This window comes from Gemmatimonas sp. UBA7669, from assembly GCF_002483225.1.
Classification (GTDB): Bacteria; Gemmatimonadota; Gemmatimonadetes; order Gemmatimonadales; family Gemmatimonadaceae; genus Gemmatimonas.
This window is the reverse complement of record NZ_DLHL01000045.1, coordinates 41,615-59,400: the sequence shown is the minus strand read 5'-3', so window position 1 is coordinate 59,400 and position 17,786 is coordinate 41,615. Positions and strand designations below refer to the sequence as shown.

Below are 17,786 nucleotides of genomic sequence, written 5' to 3'. Positions count from 1 at the left end.
TGATCCCCAGATCCTCCCATCCTCCCACCTTCTGTTCGGCAGCCGCCGCCCGGATATCGCTGCCCGGAAATCAGTCAGCAAACGTACACCCGCCCGAAAACCAGCCACCGAATGAAGTCAGCAATGTGACCACCAATGCCACTAACCCATTGCCACACATGACAATTCCGCACCGCTCCCATCCCCGGCACAGTCCTCGCTCTACAAACGGTCATGAGCCAGGAAAAGCCGAAGTCCATCCTCATCGTTGAGGACGAGAGCAGCATCCGCGACATCCTTGTCGAGCTCTTCGACGTCGAAGGCTGCGAAGTCACCTCTGCACCCTTCCTCAACGAAGCGGTTACCGCGCTGCGCACGCAGCGGTTCGACCTCATCATCACCGACCTCCGACTGGGCGCCAAGCGCGACGGCGGTCTGCAGGTGATGGCGCTGGCTGGCATGCTCTCACCCGATGCCACCGTGCTCGTGCTCACCGCCTATCCGGATGACGCCGTGCGCCAGGCGTCGCACCGACTCGGCGCGCTGCATTTCCTCCAGAAGCCTGTCGATCTGGGCACCATTGCGGCGCATGCAGCGGCTGTCGGCGTCAACTCGGCCTATGCGGCGGCCGGGGCCGTCGGCAAGAGCGGCTGAGCCAACGGGCGGCGACCGGATCATTCGGGAACCGGATGACTGGTCATTCGCTTCGTCACGCGTGTAGTGCGCAGTAGCAACGCAGGAAAGGTCGCAGGCCTTCGGGTCTCGCCGACACAATCGTCAGGTCGTTCCGGTGGGTGGTGGGTGATACTGGGGAGTGTCACACGGGCGGCCTGGCGAGTCGGAGAAGTCAACGAAGCGTGTAACAGTGACACCTGACGTTCCGGCGCCCACGCGGGATCGCGCGTATATTTGCCGATCCCATGGCCGAATCTCCCGTTCAACTGCTGCGCGCTCACGCGCGACAAGCCCCGTGGAATGCCCGCGGGCTCGCGGCGCATGCCGCCTCGCTCGTCGATTCCGCCGGCGTGAAGCCCACCAATGCCAGTGCGCGGGCCATGCCCAGCGCCCGCGCGGTGCGCTTCTACGTCGCCAACGGCCTGCTCGATCGTCCGGAGGGCGCCGGCACCGCCGCGACCTACGGCTATCGGCATCTGCTGCAATTGCTCGCCATCAAAATCCGTCAGCGCGAGGGCCAGACCCTCGACGCCATCAAGTCGGAGATGCGCGAAACCACCGGCGACGCCCTCGAGCGGCGTGTTGCGGCTTCCCTTGCTCCGGCACTGTCGCTGCATCTCGACAACGGCACGCCGCGCAGCAGCAACCCGGTCATGAGCTGGAAGCGCGTCAGCATTGCCGACGGCGTTGAGCTTTCCGTCCGCGAAGACACACCGGCCATCACCGACGAAACGCTCGTCGCCCTGCGCGACACCCTGCGGCGCCAGCTCGGACTCTGACGCGCCCCACCCCCGGCGCCTCGCTGCCGGAGCGGACCCACACGGAGATCACAGAAACAGGGAAGGCTTGAGGCCGATTTCCCGTTGATTCTGTTGGTCTCCGTCCCCTTTCGTGGTAGTGTGTACACAGCCACGCGCGCGTCCTCATTTGTCTCCAGTCCGCCACCATGCCGCGAGTTCTCGTCACTGATGATGTAGATCCCGAGGGCGTGGCCCTCCTGGCAGCCGAGCCGGCTTTGCAGGTGGACGAAGTGCCCACGCTGCCCAAGGATGAACTCCTTCAGCGTATTGGCGACTACGACGCAATTGTCGGACGCAGTGCCACGCGCATCTCCGCGGAGCTGCTCAAGGCCGGGACACGACTTCGCGTGGTCGGGCGCGCTGGTGTCGGCATCGACAACATTGCGCTCGACGTGGCCACCTCACTCGGCATCGCCGTCATCAATGCACCGGCTGGCAACACCGTGGCCGTGGCAGAACTGTTCTTCGGTGCCGTACTCGGCCTGCTGAGACAGATTCCGCGTGCATCGGAAGTCATGCGCGACGGCCGCTGGGATCGCGCTTCGTTCATGGGGCGCGAACTCAAGAACAAGACCCTCGGCATTGTCGGCCTGGGGCGCATCGGCAGTGAAGTGGCCACACGCGCCCATGCCTTCGGCATGACGGTCGTGGCCTACGATCCGTACATCAGCGACGAGCGCTTTACGGCACTGCGTGTGCGTCGTGCGCCGTCACTCGATGCGCTAATTGCCGAGACCAATATTCTCACGCTGCACGTGCCGCTCACCGAGGAAACCCGCGGCATGATCGGCAAGCGGGAGCTGGGCCGACTGCCCGCGCGCTCGGTGGTGGTCAACATGGCGCGCGGCGGCATCGTGGACGAAGCGGCTCTGCTGGCGGCGCTCGAAGCCGATCAGCTCCGCGGCGCCATTCTCGATGTGTTTACGGTGGAGCCGCTGGCCACCGACTCGCCGCTGCGCCGCGCGCCCAATCTGCTGCTCACCCCGCATCTGGGCGCCAACACGGTCGAAGCGCAGCGCAATGTGTCGCGCGATGTCTGTCTCGCGGTGCGCGACGCCCTGCTGCGCAACGATCTCTCGCGCTCGCTCAACGTGGCCGGTGGCAGCGGCGAATGGAGCGAGTTGCACAACGCCATGCTGGTGGCGCGTCGCGCCGCCGCCGTGGCGCGCGCGGTGTTGGCCGATCAGGGCATGCGCGCCGTGCGTCATGTGGCGCTGCGCGTCAGTCCCGACCTCGCGCACGGTGCCGCGCCGCTGCTCGCCGCCACGGCGGCCGGCGTCCTCGAAGGTGTGATCGAAACGGAGCGTCTCAACCTCATCAACGCGCGGGCGCTGGCCGAGGCGCGCGGCCTCGAGCTGAGTGTTGGTGAGTCGCAGGAACTTGGCGCGCGCACCATCGAAGTCGCGCTCGCCGGCGGCATGCAACAGCTCGCCGTGGCCGGTCACGCTCCTGAAGTGGGCACGCCGCGTCTCACGCGCATCGGCTCGTTTCACATCGATGTCAATCCCAAGCAGACGCTGCTCATTCTCACCAACCACGACGTACCGGGTGTCATCGGCCGCGTGGGTACCCTGCTGGGCGAACAGCGGGTCAACATCGCGGAGTATCATCAGGCGCGACTCGCGCAGGGTGGTGATGCGCTGGCCGCCATCTCGGTGGACGGTGCCGTGAGCGAGGAGACACGTCGCGCGCTGCTCGAACTGCCCGACGTACTGTCGGCCAGTGTCGTGCACTTCCGCGACCAGTAGTCGCGCGCCGCAGTCATGACGCTACAGTCGCTGCCAACCGTCAGCACCGACGTCGACATACGTCGCACCTTTGCGCGCGATGTGTCGGGACTTGAAATGCTGCCCGATGCCGTCGCACGGCCCGGCAGTGTGGCGGAGGTGGTCGAGGTGCTCGAGCAGGCCACAGCCGAACGCTGCCCCGTCACGCCGGCGGGCTGGCAGAGCAGCACGACGGGTGCGTCCATCACCGACCGCGGCGTCCTGCTGTCGCTGCGCGGTTTGTCACACATTGGCCCAGTGGACACGGACACACGCAGCATTCGCGTGGGCGCCGGCGCCATTGTGGCGGACGTGCGTCGTGCTGCAGAAGCAGCCGGCCTGCTGTTCACACCCGATCCCACCAGCGAAGAAGAAAGCACGGTGGGCGGCGCCATTGCCTGTAACGCCAGTGGAGCGCGCTCACTGCGATACGGTGCCACCGGCCCGCACGTGCGTGCACTCACCGTACTGCTGGCCAGTGGCGAGCAGCTCGAGTTGCGCAGGCCACAGCTGGAAAAGAACACCGTGGGCTATCGCGTGACGCATGACCCGGTCGAGTGGTTTGTAGGCAGCGAAGGCACGCTCGGTGTCGTGGTGGAAGCCGAGCTGGCCCTGCATCCGCTACCCGCTCAGGTGCTTGGGCTCATCGTACCCTTTGCCAGCGATGCCGACGCCCTGGCCTTCGTGGTCAGTGCGAGGCGAAGCAACAGCGTGCACCCACGCTGTCTCGAATACTTCGATCGCGGCGCCATGGACATTGCGCGCGGGGCTGAGGGCAGCAGCACCTGGGCCCTTGGCGCCGAGGCCATGGTGTACATCGAGGAGACAGGTGCCGACGAAGCCGAAGCAGGTGAGCTGCCGCTGGATGCGTGGCTCGCGCTGGCCGAGCAGCATCACGCCATGGCAGACGACATTCGTGTGTACGACACGCCCTCGTCGCAGCTCGATGCGCGTCGTATGCGGCATGCGGTGCCGGCCACCATGAACGAGCGCGGCGCAGCCTGCCGCCCTGAGGGCGGACGCAAGGTGAGCACCGACTGGGCCGTGCCCTATCCGCGCCTCGCCGACGCACTGGGTGTGGCGCGTCGATTTGTACGCGAGGCAGGTATTGATCCGGGCATTGCCTACGGACACGCCGGCAACGGCCATCCGCACCAGAACTTCATCGCCCGCAATGCCACCGAGCTGCAACGCATCGAACAGGTGGTCACCGCCACGCTGCGCGAGGTCATTGCCATGGGTGGTACGGTGGCCGCCGAACACGGCATCGGCAAACTCAAGCGCAAGTGGCTGCCGTTGCAGGCCAGCCCCGTACAACAGCGCGTCATGCGTGCGCTCAAACAGGAGCTCGACCCGCTGGGTCTGCTCGCACCAGGCAACGTGCTGTGAACTCAGACAACGCCAACTCCGCCTTCCGCGCACTCGGCGCACCGCGCTTCAAGACCGTGGTCCTGGATGTCGACAGCACGGTCACGACGATTGAGGGTATCGACTGGCTGGCCGCGCTGCGCGATGAAGACGTGGCGCGCGAAAGCGAGCTGCTGACCGCGCAGGCCATGGCCGGTGAGATTCCCATTGAAGCGGCCTACATGCGTCGACTCGATCGCATCAAGCCGGCCGCGTCGGAGCTGCTCATGCTGGCCGATGCCTATCAGCGCTCGCTCGTGCCGGGCATCCCCGAACTCATCGGTGTGTTGCAGCGCGCGCGCGTGCATGTGCACTTGTTGAGTGGCGGTTTGCGCGCGGCCATTGTGCCCATGGCACTGCATCTCGGGGTGCCGGCCGATCGGGTGCATGCCGTCTCGCTTTCGCGCGACATCGATGGACGTTTCAGCCTGCTCGACGGCGATCAGCCCCTGGCCACGCAGCGAGGCAAGCCGCTGGTCGTGCAGCGGCTGCAACTGCGCAAACCCATCGCCATGATTGGTGACGGCAGCACCGATGCCGCGGTACGTGGTGTGGTGGACGCATTCTTTGCGTTCACCGCCGTGGCTCGGCGTGAAAGCGTGGTGAAGGTGGCCGACGCCGAAGCCGCGAGCGTGGACGACCTGTACCCCTTGCTGTTCGAGGTGCCCTGATGGCGGCTCCCTTTGGCACATTCTTCCTGCCCGGTCCCACGGAAGTGCGGCCCGAAGTCCTGCAGGCCATGCTGCAGCCCATGCTGCCGCATCGCGGGGCCGTGTTCGAAGCGTTGTTCGCGCGTATTCAGCAGGGCCTGCGTCCCGTCTTTCGCACGACGCGGCCGGTGTATGTGTCGAGCTCCAGTGCCACGGGGCTCATGGAGGCGGCCATTCGTTGCGCGCGGCCGGGACCCATACTGTGTCTGGTAAACGGCGCCTTCAGCGAACGCTTTGCGAACATCGCGCAGAGTTGCGGGCGCGACGCCACCGTCATTGGTGGCCAGTGGAGCGCGCCGGTGGCGCTGGATGTTGTGGAGGACGCGCTCAAGGCCCGGGCCTATGCGGCGCTCACCGTGGTGCACAGCGAAACCAGCACCGGTGTGCTCACGGACATTGCGGCACTCACGCAGTTGGCCCATCGCTACGATTGTGCCGTGCTGGTGGACAGTGTGACGGGCCTGGGCGGTGTGCCGGTGGAGACCGACGCCTGGGACCTGGACTTCGTGCTCACTGGATCGCAGAAAGCGCTGGCATTGCCCCCGGGGCTGGCCTTTGGCGTGGCCAGCGAGCGCTTCATTGCCAACGCGAAGTCCGCCGAGTCCCGCGGCCTGTACTTCGATCTGGTCGAGTTTGAGCAGTACGTGCACAAGAACCAGACGCCCAACACGCCGGCCCTCTCGCTGCTCTACGCCACGGCCGTGCAGGGTGAGCGCATCGCAAAGGAAACCATCGAGCGGCGCTGGGAACGACACACGGCCATGAGCGAGCACACCCAGAGCTGGGTGCATGAGCTCCGTCAGCGCGTGGGCGCGCCCTTTGACGTGTACGCTCCGCTCGACGCCTGCACCACGACCGTGACGGCAGTAACCCTGCCCGCCGGTCTGTCGGGCGAGGCCATCGTGAAGGGCGTGGCCCGGCGCGGCTTCGTGATCGGCGGCGGCTACGGCAAGCTCAAGGGCAGCACCATCCGCATTGGCCACATGGGTGACCACACCATGGAGGGGCTGGAGGCGGTGCTCGAGGCCACGGCCGAGGCGATCGAGGAGTTGGTGGGGTAGCAATTAAAGAAATGATAGATTATTTAATTAGAGCTCCGTTGTTCTGAAGTTTCTTAATTAGCCGTTGGAGACCTCCATGCAGCGAGGGCCGACAGGGGTCTATCGGGTTGTATCCTCTCTTGGCGGGGAACAGGTCAGGGCATTTCTCCCGGACGCATTGCCCCCAAAGCCGCCACTTATGGTCGGAGAAGACCTTCAAGAGATTCTTGATGAGTCGTTACTGTCTCTCGGAAGACTTGATAGTGTCACAAGTCTTTTGCCGGATACCCGCCTGTTCCTGTACACCTACGTTCGAAAGGAGGCCGTTCTCTCGTCGCAGATTGAAGGGACGCAGTCCACGCTGTCAGATCTGCTGCAGTTCGAGGCCGACAGTACACCGGGCGTTCCGATCGACGATGTGACTGAGGTCTCCAGCTATGTCGATGCCCTGGAGCACGGGCTCTCACGCATCCGGGCTGGATTCCCAATATCGTCACGTCTCATTCGAGAACTGCACGCGCATCTGCTGGCAACGGGGCGAGGTGCGGACAAACTCCCCGGCGAATTTCGGCGCTCGCAGAATTGGATCGGCGGTAGCCGACCAGGCAACGCGCTATTCGTGCCACCACCACCAGAGGAAGTCGGCGCCGCTCTGGCACAGCTCGAGCAGTTCATCCATGACATCCCGCAACGCACGCCGGTCCTCATCAAGGCGGCATTGGCGCACGTCCAGTTCGAGACCATTCATCCATTCCTTGATGGGAATGGTCGAATCGGGCGACTGTTGGTGACGCTGCTGCTTTGTGCTCAGGGAGTGCTCAGCGAACCGCTGCTGTATCTGTCACTGTATCTCAAGCAACATCGCGACAAGTACTATGCCCTCCTCACCACGGTGCGGCGGGATGGTGACTGGGAGGCGTGGGTGGCGTTCTTCGCCAGAGGCGTTCAGGAAACCGCCACGGGTGCAGTCACGACCGTGCAGCAACTCGTCCACCTCTTTCAGGCGGACCGGGAACGCGTTCAGGCACTGGGGCGAGGCGCAGGATCCGCACTCCGGGTGTTTGATGCGTTGCGTGAGCGTCCGGTGTCGCGCGCTTCCGCAATCGCCCAGCGATCCGGCTTGAGTCTGCCCACTGTCAACTCGGCGCTTGAGTCGATGCAGCGAATCGGGCTTGTCCGCGAGGAGACCGGGAAGAGGCGAGATCGCCTGTTCAGCTACGCGGAGTACCTCCGTATCCTCAGCGAGGGCACCGAGCCCCTCGCCTGACACTCATCGCATAATTTGCGGTCATGCCCGACACCTGGATCCCCAAGCTCCCGCGCGAACGCCTCGCCATCCTGCCACCGGCGCCGCCGGTCGACTCGCCTGACCTGGCCGACCGCGTGCGAGGCATGCTGCTGGGTGTGGCCATCGGCGACGCCCTCGGCAATCGCACCGAGAGCATGAACCCGGCCGAGCGGGAGGCGGAGTTCGGGCGCATCACGGGCTATCTGCCCAGCAAGTTTGCCGGCGGTCGTCCGGCGGGCACACCGAGCGACGACACCCAGCTGACCTTTCGCGCCCTCGAGCAGTTGCTGGACGATGGCGCACTCGACCCCGACGAGCTCGCGTTCCGCATTGCCAACGAGCGCATCTTCGGCATCGGCCGCGCCACGCGCGACTTCTGCAATGCGCTGCGCGGCGGCGCGCCGTGGTGGGAAGCCACGCAGCAGAGTGCGGGCAATGGTGCGCTCATGCGGATTGCGCCCACCGTCCTGCCGTATCTCAAGGACGGCGGAACGCAGCTCTGGTATGACACGGTGCGCAGCACCGCGGTCACCCACAACGACCCCATGGCGCAAGCCGCCAACGTGGCTTGGGTGGCGCTGCTCTGGCGACTGCTCAACGGCGACCTGCCCGACTCGCCCATGGAGTGGCTCGAGACCTATAACGAAGTGCTGCGCATCATGGATGAGGGACAGTCCTATGAAACACGGGTGCAGCATGGCGCGCTGCAGCATTGGCGTGGCAGCCTGTCCGGCTTTCTCGACACCCAGGTGCGCGATGCCCTCACGCGTGGCGTGAGCGTGCGCGACACCGGCGCCATGTGGTACAGCGGCGCCTATCTGCTCGAGACCGTGCCGGCCGTGCTGCACATTGTGAGCGCACACGGCCACGACCCGCACGAGGCCATGCTGGTGGCCGTCAACGATACACGTGACAACGACACCATCGCCGCCATCGTGGGCGCCGCCATGGGCGCCGCGCACGGCACCGCGTGGATTCCCGTCGACTGGCGCGAGGGGCTGCTGGGGCGCATCAATGGCGACGACGATGGCCGGGTGTTTGAGCTCACCGAAGCCGCGGTGGCGCGGTTTGTGGGCTGACGCGTTCCGCGCGTAATCCAAACCCCGACACACCCGCCCCGCATTCTCCGACTGCTCCACCAGCCCGCCACGCGCACCCTGCAGGGCGTCAACCAACCCTTACAGCGGAGCGCGTCAATGAAGCTGGTCTTCGTGCAGCCCAACTACCACGCCGGTGGCGCGGAAATCGCCGGCAACTGGCCACCGGGCTGGGTGGCCTACATTGGTGGCGCGCTCAAACACGCGGGCTTCACGGACATCACCTTCGTCGATGCGATGACCAATCACATCGACGACGAGTCGCTGCGTCGCCGCCTCGCCGAGCTGCGCCCCGACGCCGTGCTGGCCACCGCCATCACGCCCATGATCTATCAGGCGCAGCGCACGCTCGAAATCGCGCGCGAAGTCAACCCGGCCGCGCACACGATACTCGGGGGCATCCACCCCACCTTCATGTATCAGCAGGTGTTCAGCGAAGCGCCGTGGATCGACTACATCGTGCGCGGTGAAGGCGAAGAGATCATCGTCGAGCTCATGCAGCATCTGCGGGATGGCACGGCGCAGGCCACCCGCCAGGACATCCGCGGCATCGCCTATGTGGACAAGGGCAACGTGGTGGCCACCGCCGCCCGTCCGCCCATTGCCGATCTCGACGCGCTCACGCCCGACTGGTCGCTGCTCGAGTGGGACAAGTACATCTACATCCCGCTCAACTGCCGCGTGGCCGTGCCCAACTTCGCGCGCGGCTGCCCCTTCACCTGCCGCTTCTGCAGTCAGTGGAAGTTCTGGCGCAAGTATCGCACGCGCGACCCCAAGAAGTTCGTCGACGAAATCGAAACACTCGTGCGCCAGCACAACGTGGGCTTCTTCATTCTCGCCGACGAAGAGCCCACCATCCACAAGAAGAAGTTCGTGGCGCTCTGCGAAGAGCTCATCGCGCGCAATCTGCCCGTGCACTGGGGCATCAATACGCGCGTCACCGACATTCTGCGCGACGAAAAAGAACTGCCGCTCTACCGAAAGGCCGGCCTCGTGCACGTCTCGCTGGGCACTGAGGCAGCCGCGCAGCTCAAGCTCGACCGTTTCCGCAAGCAGACCACGCTCGAACAGAACAAGCGCGCCATCCGCCTGATCAAGGAAGCCGGCATGGTGGCCGAGGCGCAGTTCATTATCGGTCTCGAAAACGAAACCAAAGAGACCATCGAGGAGACCTACAAGTATTCGCAGGACTGGCAGCCCGACATGGCCAACTGGAACATGTATACCCCCTGGCCCTTCGCTGAACTGTTCCAGGAACTCGGCGATCGGGTGGAAGTGCGCGACTACGCCAAGTACAACTTTGTCACGCCCATCATCCAGCCCGACGACATGACGCGCGATGAGGTGCTCAAGGGTGTGCTGCGCAACTACGCACGCTTCTACGCCAAGAAGGCCTTCCTGAGTTATCCCTGGCAGAAGGACCCGTTCAAGCGCCGCTATCTGCGTGGGTGTCTGCGTGCCTTCGCCAAGACCACGGCCACCAAGAAGTTCTACGACCTCGAACGGCTCAAGTTCACCGGCAGCGGCGTGGAGGCAGATTTCGGTTTCGACGAGAAAAGGGTCTTCACCCGCTCGCAGTTGCGCACGCTCTCGGAGGCGCGGCCCGAGCTGGCCGCCGACGTGGACTTCTCCGGCAGTGTGCCCGTGCTGGGCCATGCGCCACCGCGCCCGCAGGAAGACGAACCCGTGCGCGCATGCTGACAACGGCACCACACGGGATGAACACCCGCGCCGAGGCTGCGCCACATACGGCGTATCGCATTGGCCCCAATGCCATTGTGCAGTTGGCACACACGCTGTGTGCCCACCATGGCCGGGCAGTGGCCGCCGGTTTGCTGGGCGAAAGTACCAGCTACACGCTGGAGGCCCTGCCCGAGGCCATGGTCAACGAAGTGGAAGTGCAGACTTTCGTGCAGCACTGCATGGCCTCCCTCGGACACATGCAGGGCCTCGCGGCTCTGCACGAAGCCGGCGCGCGCACGGCGACCTACCTCATGGCGCATCGCATTCCGCGCATGGCCCAGTTGGCCATGCGCATCACGCCACCCCGTCTCGCGCTGCGCATGCTGCTGCGCGCCATGCAGGCCCATGCCTGGACCTTTGCCGGCAGTGGGCAATTCACTGTGCGCCAACACCGAAGGGGCGCCACGCTCGAATTCCGGCACTGTACCATGTGCCGCGGCCTCACCGCGCACGCCCCTGTGTGTGCGTTCTATGCGGGCACCTTCCAACAGCTCATTCGGCAGCTTGTGCAGCCGACGGCGCTGGTGCAGGAAGTGCGCTGCTGTGCAATGGGCCACGATTGCTGCCGGTTCGAGGTGACATTCGCCGTATCGCATTGAAGAGACCCGGTCCATAATTGGGGGTCCCCAACCTCCGAGGCCGACATGTCGTCGCTGTACCCCTTCGCTCAGCACACGTTGGTCATCACCGGGGTCGGTCGCGCCGGGCAGGTGGGTGAGGCGCTGGCCCGCCACTTTGCCGGACTGGGTGCTTCGCTGGCCCTGCTCGATCTGAGCGAAGACGAAGCGCAGGCGCGCGCAGCCGAGCTCTCGCCCGTGCGCAGTGGGCAGCGCTTCACGGCCCACGCGGCCAACCTGGCCGACGCACAGGCGGCGCATCAGGCCCTGGCCGCTGTGCTGTCCGCCCATCACACCTCGGCACTGCACGGCGTCATCTGTGTGGCCGGCGGCTTCGGCATGACGGGCGCCCTGTCTGACGCCGACCCCGACGCCTGGCACAAGCAGTTTACCATCAATCTCGACACCGCCTTTGCCACCACGCGTGCGGTGCTACCCGCGCTACGCGAAGGCAAGGGCAGTCTCGTGTACTTCGGCTCCGCCGCCGCGCTGCCTGGTGGAAGCCCCAAGGGCATGGCCGCCTACGCCGCCGCCAAGAGTGGTGTGCTCACGCTCATGCGCAGTGTCGCGCTCGACGAACGCGCACATGGCGTGCGCGCCAATGCCGTCGCCCCCACCGCCATTCGCACCGCCACCAACATGGCGGACATGGGTGACAAGTCCGACTACGTGGAGCGCGAGTCGGTGGCCGAGGTGGTGGCCTTTCTGCTCAGCGACGCGGCGCGCAACGTGACCGGTCAGACGATCACGCTGAGCTGATCATCCATGACATTTCCCTCCATACCGGAGATCCGCGCCGCTCGCACTCGGCTCGGTCAGCGGGTGGTTACCACGCCTGTCCGTGAATTGGTGGATCACGCTGTGGCCGAGCGCCTGCCCACCGGCACCCGCGTCTGGCTGAAAGAGGAACTGTTTCAGCGCACGGGCTCCTTCAAGCCGCGCGGTGCACTCACGGTCATGCTGGAGCTGAGCGACGAACACTTGGCGCACGGCGTGACCGGCGTATCGGCCGGCAATCACGCGATCTCGCTGGCCTACGCCGCACGCGAGCTGCAGACCACCGCCACCGTCGTCATGCCACGCACGGCCAGTCCGTTCCGCATTGCCATGTGCCGCGAGCTGGGCGCGCAGGTGGAACTGGTGGAGAATGTGCATGAAGCCTTCGCGCGGGTGCGCGAAATCGAAGCCGCCGAGCAGCGTGCCTTTGTGCACCCCTACGAGGGACCACGCACGGCACTCGGTACGGCCACGGTGGGCCTCGAGTTCATCGAGCAACTCGCCGCGGAGAGTGTCACACCCGATGCCATTGTCGTGGCAGCCGGCGGCGGCGGACTCACCGGTGGCGTGGCCTGCGCCGTCAAGCAGCTTGCACCCGGCACGCAGGTGTTCGTGGTGGAACCCGAAGGCGCCGACACCATGCATCGCAGCTTCGCCGCTGGCAGCCCGCAGGCCATCGAGAAGGTGCAGACCATTGCCGACTCACTCGGCGCGCCACGCTGTGAGCCCTACTCCTACGCGCTCAACAAGGCGTTCGTCGACGAGGTGGTACTGGTCCGCGACGCAGACATTCGCGACGCCATGCGTCTGCTCTTTCGCAGCGCCAAGCTGGTCACCGAACCCGCCGGCGCGGCATCACTGGCCGCCCTGCTCTACCCGCTGCGCGAACGCCTCGCCGGCCGCACGGTTGGTCTTGTGATCTGCGGCGGGAATATCGACGCGGCGACCTTCTCGACACACCTCGCGGTGTAAGTCTCAATTTCGAGTTCTCGACTCTCAGATCTCAGATCTCAGATCTCATATCTCAGATCCCATCCCCCTGCGTTAAGGCTCCTGCCCTACGGCTTCCGAAGCACGGCTTCCGGCGAAGGGCTATCGCAGTTTGCCGTTCCGCCCAGGGCTATCGCAGTTTGCCGTTCCGCCCAGGGCTATCGCAGTTTGCCGTTATAGCTTTCAAAGATGTCCTCGGATAGAAACGCCCCCTGCCCCTGCGGCTCCGGTCGCAAGTTCAAGAAATGCCACGGTGCCGCCCTCCCGCCCGAGGCCGCCGCCCTGCCCGCCCCCGAGCGTGAGCGCCTGCAGCGCGCCGTGCAGCTGCTCGAGCGCGATCGCCGCGTGCACACTGAACTCAACGACTGGTGCGACCGCAGACTTGGCCCCGACTGGGCCAATGCCGCGCTCGACCAGTTTGCCGGCGCACCCGATTTGGACTTGAGCGAGTTCGACGAATCATTCTACGGCCACTGGCTCCTCCACCATCGTCCCGCCGCGAACAATCAAGCCACGCCGGGCAAACAATGGCTCGAGGCCCAGCGCGCTCGGCACGGCCATCGCATGGACGGCGACGTCGAAGCCCTCATTACCGCGCTCGGTGAATCACGCGTGGGCTTCTGGCGCATCCAGGACATCGAACCGGGCGTGGGCTACACCCTGCACGATCTGCTCAGCAACCATGCCGCCTTTGTGCACGACGACAGCGGCGCACTCGGTGATATGGTCGATGACGTGTGTCTTGCCTATGTCACCACGCTCGACGACCTGCAGATCGTGACCGGTGCCTACCTCGATCTGCTCCCACGCGAAGAGGCCGAGCAGGTGGCCCAGGCTGTACGCGAGGCAGCCGGCGTGGAAGCCCAGGCGGCAACCGCCGCGCCACTCCGCGCGTTTCTCAGCGACTATCGCAACCACATTACGCTGCGCAATCTCTGGCACGCGCACGCCAACGCCTACTGGGACGCACAGGACCCACACGTGACCGACGACCAATGAACCGACGCGACTTCGTGACCTCCACCACGCTGGCGGCCGCCGCCCTCGGACTGCCCGAGGCCGCGCACGCTCTCGACTCCACTTCTCCGGCACCCGCCATGTCCGACTCCACGCAGGCGACACCAGACTCGCCGCGCGCCACGCGCAAGATTCTCATTGCCGGCGGGGGCTTCCGCACGAAGTTCATCGGCTACATGGCGCAGCTCACCGGCAAGACGCGTCCGCGCATCTGCTATCTGCCCACCGCCAGCGCCGACAGTCCGCAGTCCGCACTCGGGTTCTATCAAGCCTGCGCGCCGCTCAACGTCGAGCCCTACGTGCAGAACATGTACATCGAAAGCCTTTCGCAAACGCAGGGCTTCGATGAAGTGCTGCTGTCCATGGACGCCATTGTCGTGAGCGGTGGCAACACCCTCAATCAGCAGGCCATCTGGAAGGCCCAGGGCGTGGACCTCATTCTGCGCGAAGCCTGGAACCGTGGCATCGTGCTCGGCGGCGCCAGCGCCGGCTCACTGTGCTGGTTCGACGAGGGCACCACCGACTCACGCCCCAAGGCCCTGTCCATCGTGAAGTGCCTGGGCTTCATCAAGGGCAGCCACTCGCCACATTACGACGCCGAAGCGGGACGCCGGCCGTTGTATCACAAGCTCATTGGCTCGGGCGAGATGCAGCCCGGCTACGCCTGCGACAATGACGCCGGCATCTACTTCGAAGACAACACCGTCAAGCGTGTCGTGCACACCCGCGCCGAAGCCAAGTGCTACTACGTGAGCGTGGTCAACGGAAAGGTCGAAGAGCGAGTCCTCGAACCGGAGATGATCTGAATGGCGGCGGCACGCACAGCCATTCTGTATGGCTTCAAATCCTGTGACATGGTACGCAAAGCCATGAAGTGGCTCGACGAACACCAGGTGGCCTACGAGTTCGTGGACTATCGCCGAGAAACGCTGGACCCCAAGGTGGTCGATGACTGGTTTGCGCGGGCCGGCTGGGAGAACGTCTTCAACCGCAACTCCACCACGTTCAAGGAGTTGCCGGAGAGCGAGAAGACGGGCATCACGCCTACCAAGGCCAAGCGCATGATCCTGGCCGAAACCAACCTCATCAAGCGACCGCTGCTCGACACGGGCTCGGAGATCCTGCTCGGCTTCAAGGCCGACACATGGAGCAAGGCGCTCGGCAAATAGCCGCGGCACTGGCGTCTCCCCGGGCGGTGATCCACCTTACACCGCAGCATGAGCCTCGCCGCCCGCCGACGCCCTGCCGTTCGCGGTGTAGTCCTCGATCGCTCCCTCGAGGAACTGCCCCTCTTCCGGCTCAGCGACTCCGCCGACGACGCCCCCGTGTCGTTCACCACCGAGAACGGGGGGCGCTGGCGCGTCATCCCCGCGCCCGGCGATCGCCTGCCCGGTACTTTCGACCAGGACGTCTACGTCGAAACCCTGCACCGCTACCACGAAGCGGGCAGTCCGGCCGATGGCGCGGTGACCTTTACGCTGCACGCCTTCCTGCGGTCCATGGGGCGACGGGCCGATGGGCGCACCTACGAACAGCTGCGCGCGGCCCTCACTCGCCTCGAGCGCACCACCCTCGAAAGCAATGAGGGCGCCTACTGGTCGGCACAGTCCGGCTCGGCCGACCTTAGCTTCACCGTGCTCAGCACCGTGAGCGTACAACGCCGCCGTGTGGCCGATCGCGAGCAGCTGCACCTCTTCGGCAATCTGGCCGCTGGCGAGCCTGGCGACGCCCGCGTGACCCTCTCGGCCACCCTGCGCGCCAATCTGGCCGCGCGGCACACCGTCACCCTGTCAGCGTCCCGCTATTCGGCCCTCACGAGCCCGGTGGCCCGTCGGCTCTACCGCATGCTCGAAGTGGCCCGGGCCGACGGACGCCTGTCCTGGCGCCTGCCCCTCGAACGGCTGGCCGAGCAGTTGCCGCTCACCCAGCGATACCCCAGCCACCTGCAGCGCGTCCTTCAACCAGCGCACGAGATGCTCCTCAGCGCCGGTCTGGTACGGGACATCGCCATTCGGCAGTACGACAAGGCCTGGCACGTGGACTACGTGATCGGCTCCCGCCCCAAGGACGAAAGCTGATCCGCCGTTCGTCCCAGACGGTTCGCAGGAACAGCGGCTCCTCCTGTGCGTACGTATATGCAGTACCTTTTTCGGTCCTTCCTTCGTGAGACCCGCATGACCCGGAACCGCAAGGCCGTACTGGCCAGCCTCGTGCTCGTCCCCCTGCTCGCCTCGGGCTTCGCCCTCCAGGCGCGCTCCACGCGGGGCGGCGCACAGCTCCTCGACCAGGTGCTCACCTTCGTGGCCCTGCGCTACGTGGACACGCTGGACGCGCAGGCGCTTTACGAGAAAGCCGCACGCGGCCTCGTGAAGGAACTCAACGACCCCTACACCGAACTCTTCACGCCCAAACAGCTCGAAGAGTTCTCGCGCAACACCAACGGCCGCTACGCCGGCCTCGGCATGGAGATCTCGAAGGTCGGTGACTACGTCACCGTCAACAAGGTCTTCCCGAACTCACCGGCCGAGCAGGGCGGCGTGCTCGAGGGCGACAAGATCGCCATCATCGACACCGTCAATGCGCGCGGCTTCAACACGCAGCAGGTGCAGAACAAGCTGCTCGGACCCATCGGGTCGCCCATCACCGTGCAGTTCCTGCGTGTGGGCGTGTCGCAGCCCATCAAGCTGAGCTTCAAGCGCGCCGAGATTCACGTGCCGGCCGTGCCCTTCGCCATGATGCTCGACGAGCGCACGGGTTACGTGCCGTTGCAGCGCTTCTCCGAGCAGACCACCGAAGACATTGCCAACTCGGTCCTCGCGCTGCGCAAGCAGGGCGCCAAGGGCGTCATCATCGATCTGCGTGGCAACCCGGGTGGCATTCTCGAGGAAGCCTTCTCCATGTCCAACCTCTTCCTGCCCAAGGGCAAGGAACTGTTGTCGGTGCGTGGACGTGGGGAGTTCCAGAAGTTCGTGTCGCAGCAGGATCCGCTCGCGCCCGAAATTCCGCTCGTGGTGATGGTGGACGGCGGCTCGGCCTCTGCGTCGGAAATCGTGGCCGGTGCGCTGCAGGACTACGACCGCGCCCTCGTGCTCGGCACCACCAGCTTCGGCAAGGGGCTCGTGCAGAGCGTGTACAATCTCGACGGGGGCTACGCGCTCAAGATCACGACGGGCAAGTGGTTCACGCCCTCGGGTCGCTCCATCCAGAAGGAGCGCAAGATGAACGCCGAGGGTCAGTACGTCGAAGTGCTGCCCGACAGCCTCGAGACGGATTCGGTGCGCAAGGCGCGCCCGGTGTACAAGTCGGCCAGTGGCCGCACGGTGTACGGCGGCGGTGCCATCACGCCCGACGTGATCGTGTCGCCCGATACGCTCTCGAGCGCCGAGCAGGCGCTGCGTCGCGCCCTGCTGCCGCACTTCGCCAAGTACTTCGCGCATGTGAATGCCGTGGCCGAGGAGCAGAAGGGCAAGGTGAAGCCCGACTTCGCCTACAACACGGCCTGGCGTGATCAGGTCTATCAGCGCCTGGTGGCGGACACGGTGAAGATCGACAAGGCGGTATGGGACGCCGGTGCCACCGATGTCGATCGGGCCATCGATGCCCGCGTGGCCAAGGTCGCCTTCGGCGACACGCTGGTGCTGCGCCGTGGTCTCAAGGACGACAACCAGCTCCGCCGCGCCATGGAGCTCATGCGCAAGGGCACGACCCAGCGCGAGATCTTTGCGGCGGCCGCGGCGGCTCCCGCCGTCACCAAGGCACGCTCGGGCCAGTAAGGCCGCTCGGTTTCACTGAGGGAAGGCCCGCATCGGACAGTCCGGTGCGGGCCTTCTGCCATTTTCTTTGACAGAGTTCGTTCAACAGCTCACGCAGAGACGCGGAG

At 65.4% G+C, this 17,786-nt stretch carries 17 protein-coding genes; all 17 read left to right on the top strand.

Going from position 1 to position 17,786, the window contains the following annotated elements:
• Window positions 1-213 precede the first annotated feature (213 nt).
• The 17 genes from B2747_RS12700 (at window position 214) to B2747_RS12620 (ending at window position 17,679) form a co-directional block, all read left to right on the top strand.
• The gene (locus tag B2747_RS12700) at window positions 214-633 is read left to right on the top strand and encodes a response regulator (protein ID WP_291161415.1); all 420 of its coding nucleotides are present in this window, start codon (window positions 214-216) and stop codon (window positions 631-633) included.
• 266 nt (window positions 634-899) lie between these two features.
• Entirely contained in the window at window positions 900-1,433 is a 534-nt protein-coding gene (locus B2747_RS12695; protein WP_291161412.1) for a MerR family transcriptional regulator, read from the top strand.
• A gap of 167 nt (window positions 1,434-1,600) precedes the next feature.
• Complete coding sequence (gene serA / locus B2747_RS12690; RefSeq protein WP_291161409.1) at window positions 1,601-3,202, top strand: phosphoglycerate dehydrogenase; 1,602 nt, start codon at window positions 1,601-1,603, stop codon at window positions 3,200-3,202.
• Between the two features lie 15 nt (window positions 3,203-3,217).
• Window positions 3,218-4,609, top strand: coding sequence for an FAD-binding oxidoreductase (locus tag B2747_RS12685; protein ID WP_291161406.1), 1,392 nt, complete (start codon window positions 3,218-3,220; stop codon window positions 4,607-4,609).
• On the top strand, window positions 4,606-5,298 hold the full coding sequence (locus B2747_RS12680; RefSeq protein ID WP_291161404.1) for an HAD-IB family phosphatase: 693 nt from the start codon (window positions 4,606-4,608) through the stop codon (window positions 5,296-5,298). The genes B2747_RS12685 and B2747_RS12680 overlap by 4 nt, the downstream gene beginning before the upstream one ends.
• Window positions 5,298-6,398, top strand: a complete 1,101-nt coding sequence (locus tag B2747_RS12675) for a pyridoxal-phosphate-dependent aminotransferase family protein (RefSeq protein ID WP_291161401.1) — start codon at window positions 5,298-5,300, stop codon at window positions 6,396-6,398. Before B2747_RS12680 ends, B2747_RS12675 begins: the two co-directional genes overlap by 1 nt.
• A 76-nt stretch (window positions 6,399-6,474) precedes the next feature.
• Window positions 6,475-7,644, top strand: coding sequence for a Fic family protein (locus tag B2747_RS12670; protein WP_343125902.1), 1,170 nt, complete (start codon window positions 6,475-6,477; stop codon window positions 7,642-7,644).
• 23 nt (window positions 7,645-7,667) lie between these two features.
• Window positions 7,668-8,744 (top strand): ADP-ribosylglycohydrolase family protein, encoded by a 1,077-nt coding sequence (locus tag B2747_RS12665; protein WP_291161395.1) that lies wholly within the window; start codon window positions 7,668-7,670, stop codon window positions 8,742-8,744.
• Window positions 8,745-8,861: 117 nt separating this feature from the next.
• Window positions 8,862-10,463, top strand: coding sequence for a magnesium-protoporphyrin IX monomethyl ester anaerobic oxidative cyclase (bchE, locus tag B2747_RS12660; protein WP_291161392.1), 1,602 nt, complete (start codon window positions 8,862-8,864; stop codon window positions 10,461-10,463).
• Between the two features lie 17 nt (window positions 10,464-10,480).
• Window positions 10,481-11,104, top strand: a complete 624-nt coding sequence (bchJ, locus tag B2747_RS12655; protein WP_291161390.1) for a bacteriochlorophyll 4-vinyl reductase — start codon at window positions 10,481-10,483, stop codon at window positions 11,102-11,104.
• Between the two features lie 45 nt (window positions 11,105-11,149).
• Window positions 11,150-11,881 carry an SDR family NAD(P)-dependent oxidoreductase gene (locus B2747_RS12650; RefSeq protein WP_291161388.1) on the top strand — a complete coding sequence of 244 codons (732 nt, stop codon included), beginning with the start codon at window positions 11,150-11,152 and terminating at the stop codon, window positions 11,879-11,881.
• Between the two features lie 6 nt (window positions 11,882-11,887).
• Complete coding sequence (locus B2747_RS12645; protein WP_291161385.1) at window positions 11,888-12,871, top strand: threonine ammonia-lyase; 984 nt, start codon at window positions 11,888-11,890, stop codon at window positions 12,869-12,871.
• 207 nt (window positions 12,872-13,078) lie between these two features.
• Window positions 13,079-13,888, top strand: coding sequence for an SEC-C domain-containing protein (locus tag B2747_RS12640; RefSeq protein ID WP_291161382.1), 810 nt, complete (start codon window positions 13,079-13,081; stop codon window positions 13,886-13,888).
• Entirely contained in the window at window positions 13,885-14,712 is an 828-nt protein-coding gene (locus B2747_RS12635; protein ID WP_291161379.1) for a peptidase E, read from the top strand. The genes B2747_RS12640 and B2747_RS12635 overlap by 4 nt, the downstream gene beginning before the upstream one ends.
• Window positions 14,713-15,075 (top strand): Spx/MgsR family RNA polymerase-binding regulatory protein, encoded by a 363-nt coding sequence (locus B2747_RS12630; RefSeq protein WP_291161376.1) that lies wholly within the window; start codon window positions 14,713-14,715, stop codon window positions 15,073-15,075.
• Between the two features lie 48 nt (window positions 15,076-15,123).
• Complete coding sequence (locus tag B2747_RS12625) at window positions 15,124-15,984, top strand: replication initiator protein A (protein WP_291161374.1); 861 nt, start codon at window positions 15,124-15,126, stop codon at window positions 15,982-15,984.
• A 96-nt stretch (window positions 15,985-16,080) separates the two neighbouring features.
• Complete coding sequence (locus B2747_RS12620) at window positions 16,081-17,679, top strand: S41 family peptidase (RefSeq protein ID WP_291161372.1); 1,599 nt, start codon at window positions 16,081-16,083, stop codon at window positions 17,677-17,679.
• Window positions 17,680-17,786: the final 107 nt, after the last annotated feature.

Excerpts from the sequence above, each read along its gene's own strand:
- B2747_RS12700 (WP_291161415.1), top strand. The coding sequence starts at position 214 with ATGAGCCAGGAAAAGCCGAAGTCCATCCTCATCGTTGAGGACGAGAGC.
- B2747_RS12670 (WP_343125902.1), top strand. The coding sequence starts at position 6,475 with ATGCAGCGAGGGCCGACAGGGGTCTATCGGGTTGTATCCTCTCTTGGC.
- bchJ (WP_291161390.1), top strand. The coding sequence starts at position 10,481 with ATGAACACCCGCGCCGAGGCTGCGCCACATACGGCGTATCGCATTGGC.
- B2747_RS12625 (WP_291161374.1), top strand. The coding sequence starts at position 15,124 with ATGAGCCTCGCCGCCCGCCGACGCCCTGCCGTTCGCGGTGTAGTCCTC.
- B2747_RS12635 (WP_291161379.1), top strand. The coding sequence starts at position 13,885 with ATGAACCGACGCGACTTCGTGACCTCCACCACGCTGGCGGCCGCCGCC.
- B2747_RS12665 (WP_291161395.1), top strand. The coding sequence starts at position 7,668 with ATGCCCGACACCTGGATCCCCAAGCTCCCGCGCGAACGCCTCGCCATC.
- B2747_RS12650 (WP_291161388.1), top strand. The coding sequence starts at position 11,150 with ATGTCGTCGCTGTACCCCTTCGCTCAGCACACGTTGGTCATCACCGGG.
- serA (WP_291161409.1), top strand. The coding sequence starts at position 1,601 with ATGCCGCGAGTTCTCGTCACTGATGATGTAGATCCCGAGGGCGTGGCC.
- B2747_RS12640 (WP_291161382.1), top strand. The coding sequence starts at position 13,079 with ATGTCCTCGGATAGAAACGCCCCCTGCCCCTGCGGCTCCGGTCGCAAG.
- B2747_RS12685 (WP_291161406.1), top strand. The coding sequence starts at position 3,218 with ATGACGCTACAGTCGCTGCCAACCGTCAGCACCGACGTCGACATACGT.
- B2747_RS12645 (WP_291161385.1), top strand. The coding sequence starts at position 11,888 with ATGACATTTCCCTCCATACCGGAGATCCGCGCCGCTCGCACTCGGCTC.
- B2747_RS12620 (WP_291161372.1), top strand. The coding sequence starts at position 16,081 with ATGACCCGGAACCGCAAGGCCGTACTGGCCAGCCTCGTGCTCGTCCCC.
- B2747_RS12695 (WP_291161412.1), top strand. The coding sequence starts at position 900 with ATGGCCGAATCTCCCGTTCAACTGCTGCGCGCTCACGCGCGACAAGCC.
- B2747_RS12675 (WP_291161401.1), top strand. The coding sequence starts at position 5,298 with ATGGCGGCTCCCTTTGGCACATTCTTCCTGCCCGGTCCCACGGAAGTG.
- B2747_RS12630 (WP_291161376.1), top strand. The coding sequence starts at position 14,713 with ATGGCGGCGGCACGCACAGCCATTCTGTATGGCTTCAAATCCTGTGAC.
- bchE (WP_291161392.1), top strand. The coding sequence starts at position 8,862 with ATGAAGCTGGTCTTCGTGCAGCCCAACTACCACGCCGGTGGCGCGGAA.